Raw genomic sequence first — 17,569 nt, 5'->3', positions numbered from 1 at the left:
AAAATTTCGCCAATCCCCTCTGGACAGCATGAAACCACTGGCCTAAAGAGGCCCACGTTCGCAGGTAAGGCCTCTATGCGAACACCCGGTGCCCGGGTAGCTCAGGGGTAGAGCAGTGGATTGAAAATCCTCGTGTCGGTGGTTCGATTCCGCCCCCGGGCACCATCCATTTACCCAAATCGCCGTCCTGCTCTCACGACGGAAATCTCTTTTCATCGCGCCCGCTTGCCTGATAGGAATTCCTCTGACGCTGGAACGGGAGGCGACCGGTGAAACGCTCCGAAATCAACACCATTATCGCGCAGGCTGATGACTTTATCGCCTCGTTCGGGTTCCGACTGCCGCCGTTCGCCTATTGGAGCCCGGCTGAGATGCAGGCGCGCAAGGGGGAGATCGGCGGCATCACTTCCGCCCGGTTGGGTTGGGACATCACAGATTACGGGGATGGCGACTTCGAGAAGATGGGCCTGTTCCTGTTCACGACCCGAAACGGCGTGCTGTCGGAGCTCGAGAAGAAGGGCGGCGGCATGTGCTATGCCGAGAAGATCATGATCTCGCGCGAAAATCAGATCTCGCCCATGCACCGCCACATCTTCAAGACTGAGGACATCATCAATCGTGGTGGCGCCACTTTGGCGATCGAAATGTTCGAAAGCGATGCGGAGGGAAACCTCGACCCGCACGCGGACGTGCCCGTGGCCTGCGACGGCATCCCGCGCATATTGAAGGCGGGCGATGTCCTGGAGCTTTCGCCCGGCGAAAGCGTGACATTGCGCCCGGGCAACTGGCACAAGTTCTGGGGCGCGGGCGGCGACGTGCTGATCGGTGAAGTCTCTGCGGTCAATGACGATCTGACTGACAATGTCTTCACCCAGCCAATCGGGCGTTTCGCGCAGGTGGAGGAGGATGTCGATCCCACCCATCTGCTTGTGTCCGACTACGAGGCTTGGGGCCTTTTGGCCAAATGAACAAGGTTGCGCCGCAGGATCTTGATCGACACCCTCCGGCGCTGACGCCGGACTACCGCAGCACCCGGCTGCGCGCGCCGTCCCACAAATTGCTCGAGATCGAGCAAGGGCCCGGTGAGCTGTCCGGGCCGACCTTTGGCCATGACCTCCTTGGCCCGCTGGACCACGATCTGATCCAGAACTACGCGCAACCCGGCCAGCAGCCTATTGGCGAGCGCATCATCGTGCATGGGCGGCTTCTCGACGAGCAGGCCCGTCCGGTGGGCGGCGCGTTGATCGAGGTGTGGCAGGCCAATGCGGGCGGGCGCTATCGCCACAAGAAGGATGGCTATCTCGCTCCGCTTGACCCGAATTTCGGCGGCTGTGGGCGGATGATTACGGGCGAGGATGGCGCCTATTCCTTCCGCACAATCCGGCCCGGGCCCTACCCGTGGCCCAACGGCGGCAATGACTGGCGGCCCGCGCATATCCATTTCAGCTGCTTTGGCGAGAGCTTCGCCCAACGCCTGATCACCCAGATGTATTTCGAAGGTGATCCGCATATCCCGCTCTGCCCGATCGTGCAGACCATCCCGGACCCCGATGCGGTAGAGTCTCTCGTGGCCAAGCTTGATATGGAGCATACGGTGCCCATGGACATTCGCGCCTACCGCTTCGACATCGTGCTGCGCGGACGTGGCTCGACCCCGTTTGAGAACCGACCGGAGGGGAACTGATGGCACTGAAGCAAAGCCCGTCCCAGACAGCCGGGCCGTATGTTCATATCGGATGCGTTCCCAGCTTCGCGGGCCTTTCCGGGATGTACGAGGGACAGGATTTGGGCGCCCACCCGATGGCCGGTGAGGGCGAGCGAGTACAGGTGGATTGCGTTCTTCTGGACGGGGCGGGCACGCCGGTGGGCGATGCGATGGTGGAAGTCTGGCAGCCGGATGCGGACGGCCGGTTCGACACCGGCGGCGCGCACGGCTGGACGCGATTGCCCGCGGATGCAGAGACCGGCGCGATCCATATCGATACGATCTGCCCGGGCGCGCTGCCGGGGCAGGCGCCCCATCTGATGCTCTGGATCGTGGCGCGGGGCATCAACCTGGGCCTGCATACGCGGATATATTTCGGGGATCTCGATAATTCAAAGGACACGGTGCTCGCCGCAGCCGGCGACCGGGCGCACACGATGATCGCAGCGCGGGATGGTGCGCGCTACGCGCATACCATTCGTCTGCAAGGCGAAAATGAAACGGTATTTCTCAATGTCTGAAGCTCAATCCGTCGCGGGAAAACCCTGCATCCTGTGCTGCGCGATCACAGGGTCGGTGCCGCGCAAAGCCGACAACCCGGCGGTGCCGATCAGCGTCAGCGAGCAGGTCGAAAGCAGCCACGCGGCGGTGGAGGCCGGAGCGTCGATCATCCACGCCCACGTGCGCAAGGAAGACGAGACGCCGACCTCGGACCCCGAGCGGTTCGCGCGGCTGAAAGAGGGCCTCGAGAAACACTGCCCCGGCGTGATCATCCAATTCTCGACCGGAGGGCGGTCAGGTGCGGGACAGGAGCGCGGCGCGATGCTGTCCTTGAGGCCCGATATGGCCTCGCTTTCGGTCGGGTCGAACAATTTTCCAAGCCGCGTCTATGAGAACCCGCCTGATCTTGTGGCCTGGCTCGCAGCTGAGATGCGGACCCACAAGGTCGTGGCGGAGGTCGAGGCCTTCGATCTGTCCCACATCCTGCACGCGATCCGTATGCATGAGGCGGGGACGCTCTATGGAAAGCTCTACGTGCAGTTCGTTATGGGCGTGAAGAATGCCATGCCTGCTGATCGCGAGGTGTTCGACTTCTATGTCCACACGATGCGAACCCGTGCGCCGGAGGCGCCGTGGTGTGCCGCGGGCATCGGTCAGAACCAGATAGTGGTCAATGAATGGGCGATCGCCGCGGGCGGTCACACCCGCGCAGGGTTAGAGGACAACGTGCGCCTCGACCGCGAAACGCTTGCGCCATCGAATGCCGCGCTAATCGCCCGGGCAGCAGAGCTTTGTGAAAAGTACGAGCGGCCGATTGCGACGCCCGCGCAGGCGCGAGAGCTGCTGGGACTTAGGCCGATCCAGTGAGCCGGGAAAGGCCGTTCGAACGGCCTTTGTCACGCGAATTGGAATTCGCGTCGGAAACCGTCTTCCAAGACGGATTTCGAAAACTGCGTCGACGCAGTTTCGCTCCCGCTCAGATGATTTCGTCTTCGTCGAACAGCGGGTCTTCTTCCAGCTGGCTCGTCAGGTCTTCCACGGCACTTTCGGCCTTCGCGTAAGAGACCACTTCAGCGATGTGGTATACCGCATCGCCTTCGTTCACGACCGGCATCACGGCTCGACCAATGATTACGCCATCAAAGCTTGCCACCAGCTCCCGCTCGGCCTCGCCAAACGGGTCTGACACCATTGCCAGCAGCTCGCCTTCGCGCACCATCTCGCCTTCGCTCTTGTAGCTGCGCAAAAGCCCGCCTGCCGGCGCGCGCAGCCATTTCGACGACTTCGCCAAGACCGGCGCCACCTTGGCTTTCGCCACGGCCTTGCGCGCCAGCATCTCGCGGTGGACCATGACGCGCAGAATACCTGCGACGCCCGCGCGCACGTACATCTCGTCAAAGCGCAGGCCTTCGCCCGCCTCATAGAGCAGCACGTCGATCCCCTTGTCGCGTGCCGCGGCGCGCAGGGAGCCTTCCCGCAAGGCCGAGGTCAGGATCACCGGTGCGCCAAACGCCCGCGCCATCGGCATTTTCGAAGTGTCTGAGCCCGAGACCCTGATCTGCGGCAGATTTGTCCGGTGGATCGCCGCCGAGTGTAGATCGATCCCGAAATCGCACTGCTCGACCACCTGTTCCATGAAGATATGCGCCAGCCTGGAGGCCAGCGAGCCGCGCTCGGACCCGGGGAACGAGCGGTTCAGATCGCGGCGGTCCGGCAAGTAGCGCGAATGGTTGTGAAACCCGAACGCATTGACAATCGGCACGACCAGCAACGTGCCGCGCAGGGTCGCAAGCGCAGGCGTGTGCATCAGGCGGCGCAGGATTTCGACCCCGATGACTTCGTCGCCATGAATGCCTGCAGATGCGAACATCGTTGGGCCTGCGCGTTTTCCATGGATCACATGCACCGCCATCGTCACGGGTGTGTGGTCAGACAGGGTCGAGACAGGGAGGTTTACGGTCGCCCGCGCTCCGGGCGCGATCTCGGTGCCGTTGATCTTGAAAGGCGCGCGGGCCATGGCGGTCTCACTTCATTTCGCTAAGCTCTCTTGCGCTTTATCCCGGGCGTTCGCAAGCTCCGCCACCATCGCGTCGCGCATGATGAACTTTTGCGGCTTGCCGGTCACCGTCATCGGCAGCTCGTCTTTGAACCGCACGTGGGCGGGCAGTTTGTAATGCGCGATCTGGCCCTTGCAGAAGGCCTGCACATCCGACTCTGACACGGACGCTTCGTCGCGCAGCACCAGCCACGCGCAGACGATCTCGCCATAGACATCGTCGGGAATGCCGAACACCTGCGCTTGGGCCACGTCGGGATGGGTGAAGAGAAATTCTTCGATCTCGCGCGGGTAGATGTTCTCGCCGCCGCGCACGATCATGTCTTTCACGCGGCCCGTGATCTGCACATAGCCCTCCGCATCCATCGTCGCCAAATCGCCGGTATGCATCCACCCGTCCCTGATCGCGTCGGAGGTCTTGGCATTCTCGCCCCAATAACCTTGCATCACCGAATAGCCGCGCGTCAGCAACTCGCCTTGTGTTCCGGGCGGGACAGTTGCGCCGCTCTCATCCACGATCTTGACCTCCACATGGGGGTGAATTTGCCCGACGGTGCCCACGCGTTTGTCCAGCGGATCGTCGAGCCCGGATTGGAACGAAACGGGCGAGGTCTCGGTCATCCCGTAGGCGATGGTCACGCCGGTCATATTCATGTCCCGCTGCACGCGCTCCATGATCGCGCGGGGGCAGGGGGCCCCCGCCATGATGCCGGTGCGCAGATGCGACAGATCGAACGTGTCGAAACTTGGCAACGCCATCTCGGCCACGAACATGGTCGGGACGCCGTAGAGCGCCGTGCAGCGCTCGTCGTGGACGGCCTGCAAGGTCGCCTCCGGCTCGAACCCTTCGCCGGGCACCACCATCGTCGCGCCATGGGCGACGCAGCCCAAGGTCCCCATAACCATGCCGAAGCAATGGTAGAAGGGCACCGGGATGCAGAGCCGATCGGCTTCGGTGAAGCCCATCGTGGCGCAGGTGAAATAGGCGTTGTTGACGATGTTGTGGTGGGTCAGGCAGGCGCCTTTGGGACTGCCTGTTGTGCCGGAGGTGTATTGAATATTGATCGGCTCGTGCGGGTCCATCGCGACCTCGGGCGGCGCGTCATTGGACAAGATATCGTCAAAGCCTAAGAAACCCTCTGGCGGGTCGCCCATCGCAATCAGGTGGCGCAGGGTAGATGGTCGCGGGTCGAGCGCGCGGATCATCGCGATGTAGTCGGACGATTTGAAGCTCTGCGCCGTGATCAGCGCGGCACAGCCCACTTTGTTCAATGCGTAATCCAGCTCTGACTGGCGGTAGGCCGGGTTGATGCAGACTAGAATGGCCCCGATACGGGCAGTCGCGAACTGCGTCAGCAGCCATTCGACGCGGTTGGGCGACCAGATGCCGACGCGGTAGCCTTTCTCGAGGCCCAGACTGGCAAGCCCTGCCGCAAGCCGGTCGACCTGACGCGCGAACTCGGCGTAGCTCCAGCGGATGTCCTGAGCCGGGAAAACGCAAGCCTCACGATCGGGCAGGCGCGCTGCGGTCTGGGCCAAAAGCTCAGGGATCGTCAGGTCCAGCAGCGGCGGCGTGCTCGCGCCAATCACATGGGACAGGCCGTCAATCGGGCGTCGGTCGCTCATCACTCTTCCTCCGTTGCGCGAAATCTAGCGTTCCGGCGGCTGGCCGCCAACTGCTTCGGTCACGCGCGCGGCGGCGGCTTTCACATGGGCCCCGATGGCGTCGATCATCGCGTCGGTCATGCGGCTCGACGGGCCAGAGACCGACAGGCCCGCCACCGGCTCCCCGAAGCCGTCGAACACGGGCGAAGCGATGCAGCGCATCCCGATATTCTTCTCTTCATTGTCAAAGCTCAGGCCCGTGACGCGAATATCGGCCAGCTCTTGGCGAAGCACATCCGGGTCGGTGATCGTCGCGTCGGTGTAGCGGGTCAGGCGCTGTTGCAGGAACCACTGATCCAGGCGCTCCGGCGGGTAGTAGGCCAGCAGCGCCTTGCCAATGCCAGAGGCGTGCATCTTGCTTTGCGTGCCGGGCGGGAAGAAGGCACGGATGCTTTCATGGGTTTCCACCTGGCTGACAAACAGCACCATGTCGGCCTGCTCCACCCCAAGGTTCGCTGTCTCACCGGTATCCTGCATGAGCTGGCGCATCACGGGCCGTGAGCGTTCCACCACCGAGGTGCGGCGCAGGTAATTCGCACCCACCCGGTACGCCCCCGCGCCGATATGCCAGAGCTGCTCGTTCTCGTCGAACTCGGTCATCTGGTGCAGCTGAAAGGTCGTCAGGATGCGGTAGAGCGTGGCAGGGCTTTGATCCGTCTCCTTGGCCAAGTCGGACAGGGCAATCCCGCGCTGTTCGGCCAGATGCTTCAGCACGGAAAGCGCGCGCTCCAGCGACTGCACGGTGTTTTGCTCGGACTTGTCGTTGAAGGCCTTGGGCCGTCCTCTAGCACGTTTTTTGGGGGCAGATTCCAGCATTTAATTCACCTTATGAAAAACGACACCGTGATTTAAAAAATCTAACTAGCTGAAAAATATATGCAATACGCATTTTTCATATTACGGAAAATAATTTCAAAAAAATTGTGGAATCGGGGTTGGACCGATATCTACCAAAGGGATTAGTGGAGGATTTTGATATGAGAACGTCCCAGAACCCGGTTTTCATCCCCGGCCCGACCAACATGCCCGAGCACCTGCGCAAGGCCGCCGATATGGCGACCCTCGACCACCGTGGCCCCGCATTTGCAGGGATGTTGAAGCCTGCGCTTGAAGGCGTGAAGACCATCCTCGGCACGACGGACGGCGAGGTGATCCTGTTCCCAGCGACGGGCACCGGCGGCTGGGAAGCGGCCGTGTCCAACACGCTTTCCCCGGGCGATACCGTCCTGGCGGCGCGCTTCGGCATGTTCTCCCATCGCTGGATTGACCTGTGCCAGCGTCATGGTCTGAACGTGCAGATCATCGAGACCCCGTGGGGCGAGGGCGCGCCCATCGCGGCCATCGAAGAGGCGCTTACCAATGACAAAGAGCACCGCATCAAGGCCGTTCTTGCCACCCATAACGAGACAGCCACCGGTGTTAAGTCAGACATCGCCGCCGTGCGCGGCGCCATGGATGCCGCAGGCCATCCGGCAATGTTCTTTGTCGACGGCGTGTCCTCCATTGCGTCGATGCCGTTCCACATGGATGACTGGGGCGTCGACGTCGCCATCACCGGTTCGCAGAAGGGCTTCATGCTTCCCGCGGGCCTTGCAATTTGCGGCATCTCCCCCAAGGCCGTGGCTGCGATGGAAACGGCGAAGCTGCCCCGCACCTTCTTCGATTTTCGCGACATGCGCGACAGCATGGCCGGCGGCGGCTTTCCCTACACACCGCCGGTTGGCCTGATCCACGGCCTGTCCGTCGCGGTGGAAGATCTGCTGACCGAAGGCTTGGACAATGTCTATGCTCGCCACACTCGCATCGCCACCGGCGTGCGCGCCGCGATTGAGGCCTGGGGCATGACGCCTTACGCCAAGACACCGGACCTGTTTTCTGATACGGTAACGGCCGTGAAGGTGCCCGACGGTTTCAACGGCACAGACGTCGTGACCCGCGCCGCGTCGGAGTATGACATGGCCTTTGGCGTCGGCCTGGGCGAGGTCGCGGGCAAGGTGTTCCGCATCGGCCATCTGGGCCAGCTTACCGACGCAATGATGCTGTCGGGCCTGTCCGTGGCTGAGATGTGCATGGCCGATCTGGGCTACCCGATCGAATTGGGCTCCGGCGTCGCCGCGGCCCAGTCTGTCTATCGCCACGGCGACAATGTGCTCGCGCTGGCTGCGGAGTGATCTGACATGAAAGACGTAAGCGAGATGTATATCCCGACCTATGACGACGTGCTGGAGGCCCATGAGCGTATCGCGCCCTACATCCACCGCACACCGGTCCTGACGTCATCCTACTTTAACGAGCTGACCGGCGCAGAGCTGTTCTTCAAGTGCGAGAACTTCCAAAAGGCAGGCGCGTTCAAGGTGCGCGGGGCCTCTAACGCAGTGTTCGGCTTGTCGGAAGAGGATGCGGCCAAAGGTGTGTGCACGCACTCGTCGGGCAACCACGCCTTGTCGCTGTCCTACGCGGCGGGCCGCCGTGGGATCCCGTGCAATGTGGTTATGCCCCGCACGGCCCCCGAGGCGAAGAAGGCCGCCGTGCGCGGCTATGGCGGGATCATCACCGAATGTGAACCGTCGACCACGTCACGCGAAGAGGTGTTCGCCGAGGTGCAGGCCAAAACGGGCGGCGATTTCGTGCATCCCTACAACGATCCGCGTGTAATCGCCGGGCAGGGGACCTGCTCGCGCGAGTTCATGGAACAGACCGGCGGCGTCGACATGATGGTCGCGCCCATCGGCGGCGGCGGCATGATCTCGGGCACCTGCCTGACGCTCAGCAACATTGCGCCGGAGGTGCAGATCATCGCGTCCGAGCCGGAACAGGCCGACGATGCCTACCGCTCGTTCAAAGCGGGCCACATCATTGCAGATGATGCACCAGAAACCATCGCGGACGGGCTGAAAGTGCCGCTGAAGGAACGCACATGGCATTTCGTCAGCAACTATGTGAGCGACATCCTGACCGCGTCCGAGCAGGAGATCATCGACGCGATGAAGCTCACCTGGCAGCGCATGAAGATCGTGATGGAGCCCAGCTGCGCGGTGCCGCTGGCCACCATTTTGAAGAACAAGGAAAAGTTTGCCGGCAAGCGGGTCGGCGTGATCGTAACAGGCGGCAATGTCGATCTCGACAAGCTGCCATGGATGCTGAATTAACGGGAGAGATACGATGAAAGATAACGTGAATTTTGAAGAGCTGGAAGTCGGCTACGACGTGCCGGCGCTGCCCGGAATGGACGAGGCGGACATCGCCACGCCGTGCCTCGTGCTGGACCTCGACGCGCTGGAGCGCAACATCAAGAAGATGGGCGATTTTGCCAAGTCCCATGGGATGCGCCACCGGGTGCATGGCAAGATGCACAAATCCGTCGACGTCGCGCTTTTGCAGGAAAAGCTCGGCGGCTCCGTCGGCGTCTGCTGCCAGAAAGTGTCCGAGGCCGAGGTCTTCGCCCGCGGCGGCATCAAGGACGTGCTGGTCTCCAACCAGGTGCGCCAGCCCGAAAAGATCGACCGCCTTGCCCGCCTGCCCAAGCTCGGCGCGCGTGCCATCTGCTGCGTCGATGACATGGACAACGTGGCGGAGCTGTCCGAGGCCGCGCAAAAGCACGGCACGCAGATCGAGTGCCTTGTCGAAATCGACGTGGGTGCGGGTCGCTGCGGCGTGCAATACGGCCAGCCCGTTGTGGATTTGGCCAAGGCCATCGACGCCGCCCCGGGGCTGAAATATGCAGGCATCCAAGCCTACCAAGGCGCGATGCAGCACATGGACAGCTACGAGGACCGCAAGGAAAAGACCTCCGTCGCGATTGAGCAGGTGCGCGAGACGCTTGATATGCTCAAAGCCGAAGGCATCGAGAGCGATATCGTCGGCGGCGGCGGCACGGGCAGCTACTACTTCGAGAGCGCGTCGGGCGTGTTCAACGAGCTGCAATGCGGCTCCTACGCGTTCATGGATGCGGATTACGGTCGCATTCTTGACAAAGATGGCAACCGCATCGACCAGGGCGAATGGGAGAACGCGCTGTTCATCCTGACCTCCGTGATGTCCCACGCGAAGGCCGACAAGGCCATCGTAGATGCGGGGCTGAAGGCCCAGTCGGTGGATAGTGGCCTGCCCACGATCTACGGGCGCGACGATGTTGAATACGTCAAATGCTCTGACGAGCACGGCGTCGTGGCCGACCCGGACGGGGTTTTGAAGGTCAACGACAAGCTGAAGCTGGTGCCCGGCCACTGTGACCCGACCTGCAACGTGCACGATTGGTATGTTGGCGTGCGCAATGGCAAGGTGGAAACGCTGTGGCCCGTCTCGGCCCGCGGGAAAGCTTACTAGGCGACCCTTCGGGGGGACTATTTTTGCCAAGATGAAACACTGGGGGCGGGCGCTTTGGGGCCCGCCCTTTGTGCAAGACCACATGATAAGGACGACCCGATGTATATTGTGCCCGAATCCGCCATTGCGGACCTGATCTCGGCTGAGGCGAGCTTTGACGCGGTGGAGGCGGTCTTTGCCTCCATGGCCAAGGGTGATGCCTACAACTTCCCTGTGATCCGCGAGGCCATCGGCCACGAAGAGGCGCTTTACGGCTTCAAGGGGGGCTTTGACGGCAAGGGCATGGCGCTGGGGCTGAAGGCCGGGGGCTACTGGCCGCACAATCTTGAGAAGCGCGGACTGATCAATCACCAATCCACCGTGTTTCTATTCGACCCCGATACGGGCCGTGTCGCGTCCATGGTTGGCGGCAATCTGCTGACGGCCCTGCGCACGGCGGCGGCGTCTTCTGTCTCGATCAAGCATCTGGCGCGCAAGGATGCGCGCGTGATGGGCATGATCGGCGCGGGCCATCAGGCCAAGTTCCAGCTGCGCTCGGCCCTGCAAACCCATGCGTTCGAGAAGGTGATCAGCTGGAACTACCACCCCGAGATGCTGCCCGGCATGGCAGAGGTCGCCGCCGAGTTCGACCTGCCCTTCGAAGAGGTGCAACTCGAGGGTATGACCGAGGCCGATGTGGTGATCTCGATCACCTCGTCCTTCGCGCCGATCTTTGGGCCCGATCACATTGCGCCGGGCACCCATGTGGCGTGCATGGGTACCGACACCATCGGCAAGCAGGAATGCGAGGCCGAGCTGCTGGCCCGGGCCACCGTGTTCACCGACGAAGTGGCGCAGTCGATCTCCATCGGCGAGGCTCAACATGCGGTCAAGGCGGGGCTGATCATGGAGACCGAGGTCAATCAGATCGGAGACGTGATCAACGGGGTCCACAAGGGGCGGTCGAGCGACGATGAGATCACGCTGTTCGATGGTACCGGGGTGGGGCTGCAGGACTTAGCCGTTGCCCAATCTGTGGTTGAGATCGCGGTGGAACGGGGTGTGGCGATCGAAGTGGACTTTTAAAGATGCGCCGCTTGCGCAGGCGTCCGCGACCTGTGCAAGCTTCGGGATGAACTCCAAAAGCAGGTCCCCGACATGATGAAAATGGCCGCATTGGTCTTCCCCGAGTTTCAGACCTTGGACTTCTTCGGCCCCATTGAGTTGCTTGGCGGATTTCGCGACGAGATCGAGATCACGACCGTGGCGCAAACGCGCGATCCCGTGATCAGCCGCCATGGGCAGCGGATCGTCGTCGACAAGATCCTATCGGACCAAACGGCCTATGACCTGCTGTTCATCCCGGGCGGCGACTCGGCGCTGGAGGCCGCGAAAGACCCGGAGCTGATGGAGTGGATCACGCAGGTCTGCGCAACCGCCGAAAAGGTGCTCGCCGTGTGCACCGGGACCGTGCTGCTGGGGATGACCGGTGTTCTGGACGGGCGGCGGGCCACGACCAACAAGCTCGACTTCAACGACACGGTGCATCTGGCCCCGAGGGTGGAATGGGTCAAGCAGGCGCGGTGGGTCGAGGACGGCAAGTTCTACACCGCGTCAGGCGTGTCTGCCGGGATGGATGCCGCGCTGGCGGTGGCCGCTGACCTGTTCGGGATGGAACGGGCCGACGAGATGGCCGAGGGCTGCGAATATGCCTGGCACAAGGACGCAAGCTGGGATCCGTTCGCGAAATCCTCCGGTCTGGTCTGAGCGCGCCAGACCTAGCCTCGGTCGTCCATCCAGATCGTCACCGGGCCGTCATTGACTAAGGCGACTGACATGTCCGCGCCGAATTCTCCGGTCTCCGTCGGCATGCCGAGGGCACGCAGGTCTTCCACGAAGCGCAGATAGAGCGCCTCGCCCTCGGTAGGGCGGGCCGCGGTCGAGAAGCCGGGTCGATTTCCGCGCGACGTGTCGGCGGCCAGCGTGAACTGGCTGACCACCAAAGCACTGCCGCCTGTGTCCAACACGGAGCGGTTCATCTTGCCGGCCTCATCCTTGAAGATGCGCAGCTTCGAAATTTTCGCGGCGAGCTTGGCCGATTGTGTGGCCTCGTCGCCGTCCATCGCGCAGATCAGGATCAAAAGCCCCGGACCAATCTCGCCGATAACCGTACCGCCGACCGTGACCGAGGCCTCGGTCACGCGCTGCAGCAGGGCTCTCACAGCTCAGATGCCCAGGGCGGATTTGCCCCTGCGCGCGAGACTGTGATCGCGGCAGTGCGGATGCCCATGGTGAGCGCGTCGCGCAGCAGTGCTTCGGGCGCGTCAGCGAGGGTTGCCTTGTCCAAAGCTTTCGCCTTTTGAAGCGCCGAAAGCACGCCTGCGTTAAACGTGTCGCCCGCACCGACGGTATCGACGACGTCGACCTTCTCAGCCGGGACAAGGACCGTGTGGGCGGCGGTATAGGCCCTCGCGCCTTTGGCGCCTTCGGTGATCAGGACGATCTTTGCGCCACGGTCGACGATGCTGCGGGCAAGGTCCGCCAGATCGCCATCCCCTTCGAGCCAATGCAGGTCCTCATCGCTGAGCTTCACGATGTCGGCCTGCGCCATCATCGCGCTGATCCGGGCGACATAGGCCGCGCGGTCGGTCACGAAGGAGGGGCGGATATTTGGGTCGATCATGCTCACACGGGCGTCGGCTTCGCGGGCCATCAACGCCTCATACGCGGAACCGCACGGCTCGCCCACAAGGGAAATACCCCCGAAAAACAGTGCTTTGACAGACGCGGGTAATGTCGGCAGGTCGTTCTCGGTCATGACCCGCAGAGCGCTGTTCTCGTCGTAAAACGTGTAGGTCGCATGCCCGTCCTCGAGCCGCACGAAGGCCAGCGTCGTCGGGCGGTCGGAGCGATGGGCGAGTTCCGCCGAGGCCCCGGCTTCGGACAGTTTCTCGACCAAGAGCTCGCCAAATAAATCCGTAGACAGTCCTGAGAAGAAGCCCGGCTCGGCTCCCAATCGCCCCAAGGCAATCGCCGTGTTGAATACCGCGCCGCCAGCGTAGGGTGCGAAGGCGGGCTCGCCCGCCGTGGTCTCGCGGGGCAGCATGTCGATCAGGGCCTCGCCGCAGCATAGGATCATGGAACCGTCCTCGGGTTACTGTGTTAGCGCAAACATGTAGCCGAGCGCCCCCGCCACGAGCAAGCCCAGGATCACGGCCACGGCGATTTTTGCGCGCGAATACGGCCGCTCGCCCTGCACATGGCCGGTCTGGCCGTTTACCACGAAGCGATAGGTGCGCCCGCGATACTTGTAGGCCGCCATCCAGACCGGCAGCAGGATATGTTTGAACGTGACATCGCGAACCTGCGTCTGGGCGGAGGTGATGCGCTGCTTGTCGCCACCGATGTCGAAACGGATGTCTCGGGTAATCATCGCGTCCATCTTGGCCCGAGCATCATTAAAGCCGTCCTGCAACGACACGGTGTAGCCTTCGGCGCGAAACCCCGCGAGGTATTCGGGTGAGTAAGGCACGAGGTGCGATAAGTCCCACGGGGCCAGCCGTTCGGTGTAGCGGCGCGGCAGCGAGGAGGAGGCAAGCACCAGCACATCGTCGAAGGCCCGTGCGACCCGTCCGCGAACCCCCGTCCACCGGGTCTTGGCGACCCTCTGCTGACGCCGCTTGCCATCACGCACGACGGTGCGGGTCTCGTAGTACACTGTGCCGCGCTGGCCGGTATATGCGGTCTTGGTGTCCGCGTCATAGGTCCAGTGGGGCACGTAGATACCGCTGAGCGCGCGGCCCTTCTTGGCGTAGTCCTGCAGCCCATTGGGCGCGAACCAGAGCCCGCCCAGCCAGTCGGTCATGCGGGATTTGGCGGCGCGCTCCTCGATCTGGAACGGCAGAACGGCGCGGGGCTTGATATGGCGGTGGGTGCCGGTATCGGTCACGACGGGCGTGGCGCAGAACGGGCATTCCGCCGCGTGTGTGTCAGGATCGAACGCGACCTGCGCCGCGCAGTTGGGGCAGGTGGAGACGCGGGTTTCTTCCATCTCCGCGGCGTCGAGCGCGTTGGCGATGGCCGCGTTGAAATCCAGCTCGCTGATATCGCGGGCGTTGCCGCTGCTCAGCGGCTCGGTGTTGCCGCAATGATAGCAGGTCATCTGCCCTGTGCTGGGATCAAAGCGCAAGTCCGAGCCGCAGGTGTCGCAGGGGAAGCGGTGCTGCTCGATGACGGTATCGGCCATGCTACAGAATCCCGTGCATCGCTTTGGGCAAGATCAGCTTCAGCGCCCCATCCATCAAGGTCGTATGCCGCCATAGATGGAAAATCGCGTGCAGCATCCCGCCGGCGAAGAGCGCCAGGATCAGTTGGTGTAAAGGAGTCTCAATGCCAAAGATCGTGGCGACCGCGCTGATCCCCGCGACAGCCGCGCCCAGATACAACGCCCGATGGCCCCAGATGTGAAACAGCCGGGCCGCGCCCTCGAGTTTTGGACCGGGTCTATGCGCCGGGCCACGCCACGCAAAAATCCCGGCCCATGCCAGAGCGCAGGCAGCGTAGAGCGCCAGAACCAGGGTCGAGGGCGCCAGCAGCACCAGACCCATCAGGCCCGAATGGCTCCAATGGAGCGCCTTGTTCCACCCGTCCCGTGTCATCTCAAAGCCACCTATGCATCGCCTTTGGTGCCATGATACGAAGCGCGTTGTCGCGCAAGTGATAATGTCGCCAAATGTGGAAGCCCGCATGCGCGGCCGCGAGCCCAGCCAGCAGGTAGAATTGGTAGGTATGCGCGTCTCCGACGAGCGCGTTCAGCTTCGGCCAGCCCATCGGTGGGGCTATGGGAATGATACCCCCCGCCCAAAGCGTCACGGTCGAGGTCAGTCCCAGCAAAAAGCCACCGAACGCCACAAGAAACAGGCCCCAGACCAGCGTGACATGCATCGCGCGATGCACCCGCCTCGCCCAGCAGGGTAGCTTCGGGCCGGGTCGCGATGCCAGCCCCGAGCGCAGATAAGTCGCCGTCCAGGCCAACGCCAGCGTGACGAAAATCAACCCCATCACCGAGTGGAAGCGGAACACCCACTTGCCCGCCCGGCGCAGCGCGTCTGGATCGGCGAACAGGAACCACACGAAGAACGGCAGGATCCCCCAATGGAGCCATTTCAACCAAGTGCGTCTATGGGGCAATGAAAAGGTCATCGGTGGCATGTTACCCGAAACCTCCCGCGCTGCGCAGCGGGGAACACCGTGTTGTGATCTCTCGGCCTTCGGCAAGCGGTCAGGCGGGCGGCGGAGGTGGTGGCAGGATGGTGAAGAGCTGCGCAAGCTCTTGCACATCTTCGGCCCGCATCCAGCCATCCTGACCGGGCGTCCAGACCAAGCTTTCGCGGCTCAGGCTGCCCTCGGCGGCCATGCGACCCAACGCGGCCTTGGAAAACGGCCCCTTGGTCTCGCCCGCTTCTGCAATATGCCAGACATGCTCGACCGGCGGCGGTGGCGGTGACGGAGCCGCTGCAGCGGGCGCTTGGCCCCATGGTCCGCCCGCGCCCATCTGACCTGCCATCGCCATACCCAGCCCGGCGCCTATGCCCGCGCCCATGCCACCTCCGGCCGCACCGGGATTGGAGGCCGCAGCGGTCATCGCCTCTGCTGCGGAGTACTGCGTGAACTTGCCCAGATCGCCCGCGATGCCCACGGAGGTCCGCTTGTCCAAAGCAGCTTCAACAGCGGGGGGCAGGCTTATGTTTTCAATGTAGAATTCGGGGATCGACAGGCCGTATTGCGCGACGATGGGCGTGATCGCCGCGGCGATCAGCTTGCCCAGATCGGCGGTGTTTGCCGCCATATCAAGCGCTGGAATACCAGAGGAGGCAATCGCCCGGGAGAACTCTTGCACGATGATATTGCGGATCTGGTAGCTGATCTCATCCATCGTGAACTCGCCATCGGTGCCGACGATTTCAGACAGGAACTTCGCAGGGTCGGTCACCCGGACGGAATAAGTGCCAAAGGCACGCAGACGCAGCGGGCCGAATTCGGGGTCGCGCAGCATGATCGGGTTCTTCGTGCCCCATTTCAGATCATTAAAGCGCGTGGTGTTGACGAAGTAGATCTCGGACTTGAAGGGCGATTTGAAGCCGTGATCCCAGTGCTGCATCGTGGTCAGCACGGGCATGTTGTTCGTCTCGAGCATATAGAGCCCCGGCGTGAACACATCCGCCAGCTGGCCCTCATGGACAAATACCGCCGCCTGACCTTCGCGTACGGTCAGCTTGGCGCCATACTTGATCTCGTGGCCTTCGCGCTCGAACCGCCAGACCATCGTGTCGCGGCTGTCATCGACCCAATGGATGACGTCGATGAACTCGCCGGTCAGAAAATCGAAAATACCCATATAATCCGTGTCCTTACAGGTTGGGGTTAACTCTCGCCGCCCAGCAGTTCAGAGGCCAGAACCTCGATCACCGGGCGCGCCTCGCGCGGGGTCGCGCCAAGCGGCAGGCGCTTGTCATAAAGGATTTGCAGCAGCAGCTCGTCATGGCGGGTCAGCAATGCAAATTCGTCGTCATCATTGAAGATCGAAGGCCGCGCGGCGGGGCTGTCATTGCTCAGGCCCAGACCTTGGGCGATCTCTTCGTGATAGCAGCTGCGGCGCAACAGGTCCGGGTGTTCGGCCCGGATGATCGCCACCGCGGAGTGGAAACTGTCCGGCTTGTCGGCGTCCGAGAAGGCGTAGACCGCGCAGTAGATCGGGCGCGGCATAGAGGTGATCTGCGCCGCGATGCCCGCATCCAGCCCGGGGATCAGGCGCATCAGCTGCGGCCCGAACGCCTCGATCTCGTCCACGGTCAGCACGGCAACATGGAAATTTCCCCGACCTGAGGTCGTGGCAACCCGGTTGCCGGTCACCCGACCCAAGCGGCGGGCATAGTTGGCTACGGTCTGTCGGTCCTGCTTGCGTATCTCTGGCGTGACGGCATCGCCGAACTGCATCGAGATGTTGACCGGTTTTTCCCACCTTTGCACACGCCCTTCGGAGCGCGCATTGGTGTAAAGCCCGTCGACCAGCGTGAACTCGTTGAACACCCCGATCTGGATGAAGTTTTCCACCAGCTGGCGCTTCGAGAAGGGCGTGTCGATCCCGCCGCCATCGGTGCGCAGCAGGCCTTGGGTCAACAACTGTTGCTGAACGCGGGCATAGTAGCTCGACAGCTCTTTCGACCGCTCGGACGGCTCCACCTGCACCACGGGCGCAGGCTTGGGAGCGGTACGTTGTTCGGGGCGCGGACTGGTCACGGGCTCTTCGCAGGCGGCGAGGATCATTCCCGCCGCGC

At 62.7% G+C, this 17,569-nt stretch carries 19 protein-coding genes and 1 tRNA gene; 10 read left to right on the top strand and 10 right to left on the bottom strand.

The genetic code is table 11. The annotated features are described in order from the left end of the window. Nucleotides 1–90 precede the first annotated feature (90 nt). From C8N43_RS14705 to C8N43_RS14685, 5 genes are all read left to right on the top strand, one after another. A tRNA-Phe gene (locus tag C8N43_RS14705) sits at nt 91–165 on the top strand. Between the two features lie 104 nt (nt 166–269). Further along, a complete protein-coding gene (locus C8N43_RS14700) occupies nt 270–968 on the top strand; it encodes a D-lyxose/D-mannose family sugar isomerase (protein WP_107846527.1) in 699 nt (232 codons plus the stop codon). Continuing rightward, nucleotides 965–1,684: a protocatechuate 3,4-dioxygenase subunit beta gene (gene pcaH, locus C8N43_RS14695; protein ID WP_107846526.1), complete on the top strand. Its 720-nt coding sequence runs from the start codon at nt 965–967 to the stop codon at nt 1,682–1,684. Before C8N43_RS14700 ends, pcaH begins: the two co-directional genes overlap by 4 nt. Next, nucleotides 1,684–2,226 carry a protocatechuate 3,4-dioxygenase subunit alpha gene (gene pcaG / locus C8N43_RS14690; protein WP_107846525.1) on the top strand — a complete coding sequence of 181 codons (543 nt, stop codon included), beginning with the start codon at nt 1,684–1,686 and terminating at the stop codon, nt 2,224–2,226. The genes pcaH and pcaG overlap by 1 nt, the downstream gene beginning before the upstream one ends. Continuing rightward, a complete protein-coding gene (locus C8N43_RS14685; protein WP_107846524.1) occupies nt 2,219–3,073 on the top strand; it encodes a 3-oxoadipate:acetyl-CoA acetyltransferase in 855 nt (284 codons plus the stop codon). Before pcaG ends, C8N43_RS14685 begins: the two co-directional genes overlap by 8 nt. Before the next feature lie 109 nt (nt 3,074–3,182). Here the strand turns inward: C8N43_RS14685 and C8N43_RS14680 are convergent, their stop codons facing one another. From C8N43_RS14680 to bhcR, 3 genes are read right to left on the bottom strand one after another with little or no spacing between them, the layout of a single operon-like run. Then, nucleotides 3,183–4,223, bottom strand: a complete 1,041-nt coding sequence (locus C8N43_RS14680; protein WP_107846523.1) for a succinylglutamate desuccinylase/aspartoacylase family protein — start codon at nt 4,221–4,223, stop codon at nt 3,183–3,185. A gap of 12 nt (nt 4,224–4,235) precedes the next feature. Then, nucleotides 4,236–5,888 (bottom strand): AMP-binding protein, encoded by a 1,653-nt coding sequence (locus tag C8N43_RS14675; protein ID WP_107846522.1) that lies wholly within the window; start codon nt 5,886–5,888, stop codon nt 4,236–4,238. Nucleotides 5,889–5,912: 24 nt separating this feature from the next. Next, entirely contained in the window at nt 5,913–6,743 is an 831-nt protein-coding gene (gene bhcR / locus C8N43_RS14670; RefSeq protein ID WP_107846521.1) for an HTH-type transcriptional regulator BhcR, read from the bottom strand. Between the two features lie 161 nt (nt 6,744–6,904). Here bhcR and bhcA point away from each other — a divergent pair, with 161 nt between their 5' ends. The 5 genes from bhcA (at nt 6,905) to C8N43_RS14645 (ending at nt 11,999) form a co-directional block, all read left to right on the top strand. Then, on the top strand, nt 6,905–8,098 hold the full coding sequence (gene bhcA, locus C8N43_RS14665) for an L-aspartate--glyoxylate aminotransferase BhcA (RefSeq protein WP_107846520.1): 1,194 nt from the start codon (nt 6,905–6,907) through the stop codon (nt 8,096–8,098). 6 nt (nt 8,099–8,104) lie between these two features. Further along, on the top strand, nt 8,105–9,076 hold the full coding sequence (gene bhcB, locus C8N43_RS14660; RefSeq protein WP_107846519.1) for a beta-hydroxyaspartate dehydratase BhcB: 972 nt from the start codon (nt 8,105–8,107) through the stop codon (nt 9,074–9,076). A gap of 13 nt (nt 9,077–9,089) precedes the next feature. Next, nucleotides 9,090–10,253 carry a 3-hydroxy-D-aspartate aldolase BhcC gene (gene bhcC / locus C8N43_RS14655; RefSeq protein WP_107846518.1) on the top strand — a complete coding sequence of 388 codons (1,164 nt, stop codon included), beginning with the start codon at nt 9,090–9,092 and terminating at the stop codon, nt 10,251–10,253. Between the two features lie 99 nt (nt 10,254–10,352). Further along, nucleotides 10,353–11,318 carry an iminosuccinate reductase BhcD gene (bhcD, locus tag C8N43_RS14650; protein WP_107846517.1) on the top strand — a complete coding sequence of 322 codons (966 nt, stop codon included), beginning with the start codon at nt 10,353–10,355 and terminating at the stop codon, nt 11,316–11,318. A gap of 72 nt (nt 11,319–11,390) precedes the next feature. Beyond that, complete coding sequence (locus C8N43_RS14645; RefSeq protein ID WP_107846516.1) at nt 11,391–11,999, top strand: DJ-1/PfpI family protein; 609 nt, start codon at nt 11,391–11,393, stop codon at nt 11,997–11,999. 11 nt (nt 12,000–12,010) lie between these two features. On the opposite strand, the gene dtd is transcribed toward C8N43_RS14645, so the two are convergent. The 7 genes from dtd to C8N43_RS14610 all read right to left on the bottom strand — a co-directional run bounded on the left by dtd (nt 12,011) and on the right by C8N43_RS14610 (nt 17,558). Next, nucleotides 12,011–12,454, bottom strand: a complete 444-nt coding sequence (gene dtd, locus C8N43_RS14640) for a D-aminoacyl-tRNA deacylase (RefSeq protein ID WP_107846515.1) — start codon at nt 12,452–12,454, stop codon at nt 12,011–12,013. After that, the gene (locus C8N43_RS14635) at nt 12,451–13,371 is read right to left on the bottom strand and encodes a carbohydrate kinase family protein (RefSeq protein ID WP_107846514.1); all 921 of its coding nucleotides are present in this window, start codon (nt 13,369–13,371) and stop codon (nt 12,451–12,453) included. The genes dtd and C8N43_RS14635 overlap by 4 nt, the downstream gene beginning before the upstream one ends. A 15-nt stretch (nt 13,372–13,386) precedes the next feature. Beyond that, nucleotides 13,387–14,478: a TFIIB-type zinc ribbon-containing protein gene (locus tag C8N43_RS14630; RefSeq protein WP_107846513.1), complete on the bottom strand. Its 1,092-nt coding sequence runs from the start codon at nt 14,476–14,478 to the stop codon at nt 13,387–13,389. A 1-nt stretch (nt 14,479) separates the two neighbouring features. Next, nucleotides 14,480–14,890: a hypothetical protein gene (locus C8N43_RS14625; RefSeq protein ID WP_107846512.1), complete on the bottom strand. Its 411-nt coding sequence runs from the start codon at nt 14,888–14,890 to the stop codon at nt 14,480–14,482. A gap of 1 nt (nt 14,891) precedes the next feature. Next, on the bottom strand, nt 14,892–15,401 hold the full coding sequence (locus tag C8N43_RS14620) for a cytochrome b/b6 domain-containing protein (protein WP_245913040.1): 510 nt from the start codon (nt 15,399–15,401) through the stop codon (nt 14,892–14,894). Between the two features lie 112 nt (nt 15,402–15,513). Beyond that, nucleotides 15,514–16,629: an SPFH domain-containing protein gene (locus tag C8N43_RS14615; RefSeq protein WP_107846510.1), complete on the bottom strand. Its 1,116-nt coding sequence runs from the start codon at nt 16,627–16,629 to the stop codon at nt 15,514–15,516. 26 nt (nt 16,630–16,655) lie between these two features. Next, nucleotides 16,656–17,558 carry a DUF2927 domain-containing protein gene (locus tag C8N43_RS14610; protein ID WP_245913038.1) on the bottom strand — a complete coding sequence of 301 codons (903 nt, stop codon included), beginning with the start codon at nt 17,556–17,558 and terminating at the stop codon, nt 16,656–16,658. Between the last annotated feature and the right edge of the window lie 11 nt (nt 17,559–17,569).

The sequence above is a fragment of the Litoreibacter ponti genome, assembly GCF_003054285.1.
In the GTDB taxonomy this organism is placed as follows: Bacteria; Pseudomonadota; Alphaproteobacteria; order Rhodobacterales; family Rhodobacteraceae; genus Litoreibacter; species Litoreibacter ponti.
The sequence above is the reverse complement of the archived record's forward strand: the minus strand, read 5'-3'. Positions and strand labels throughout refer to the sequence as shown.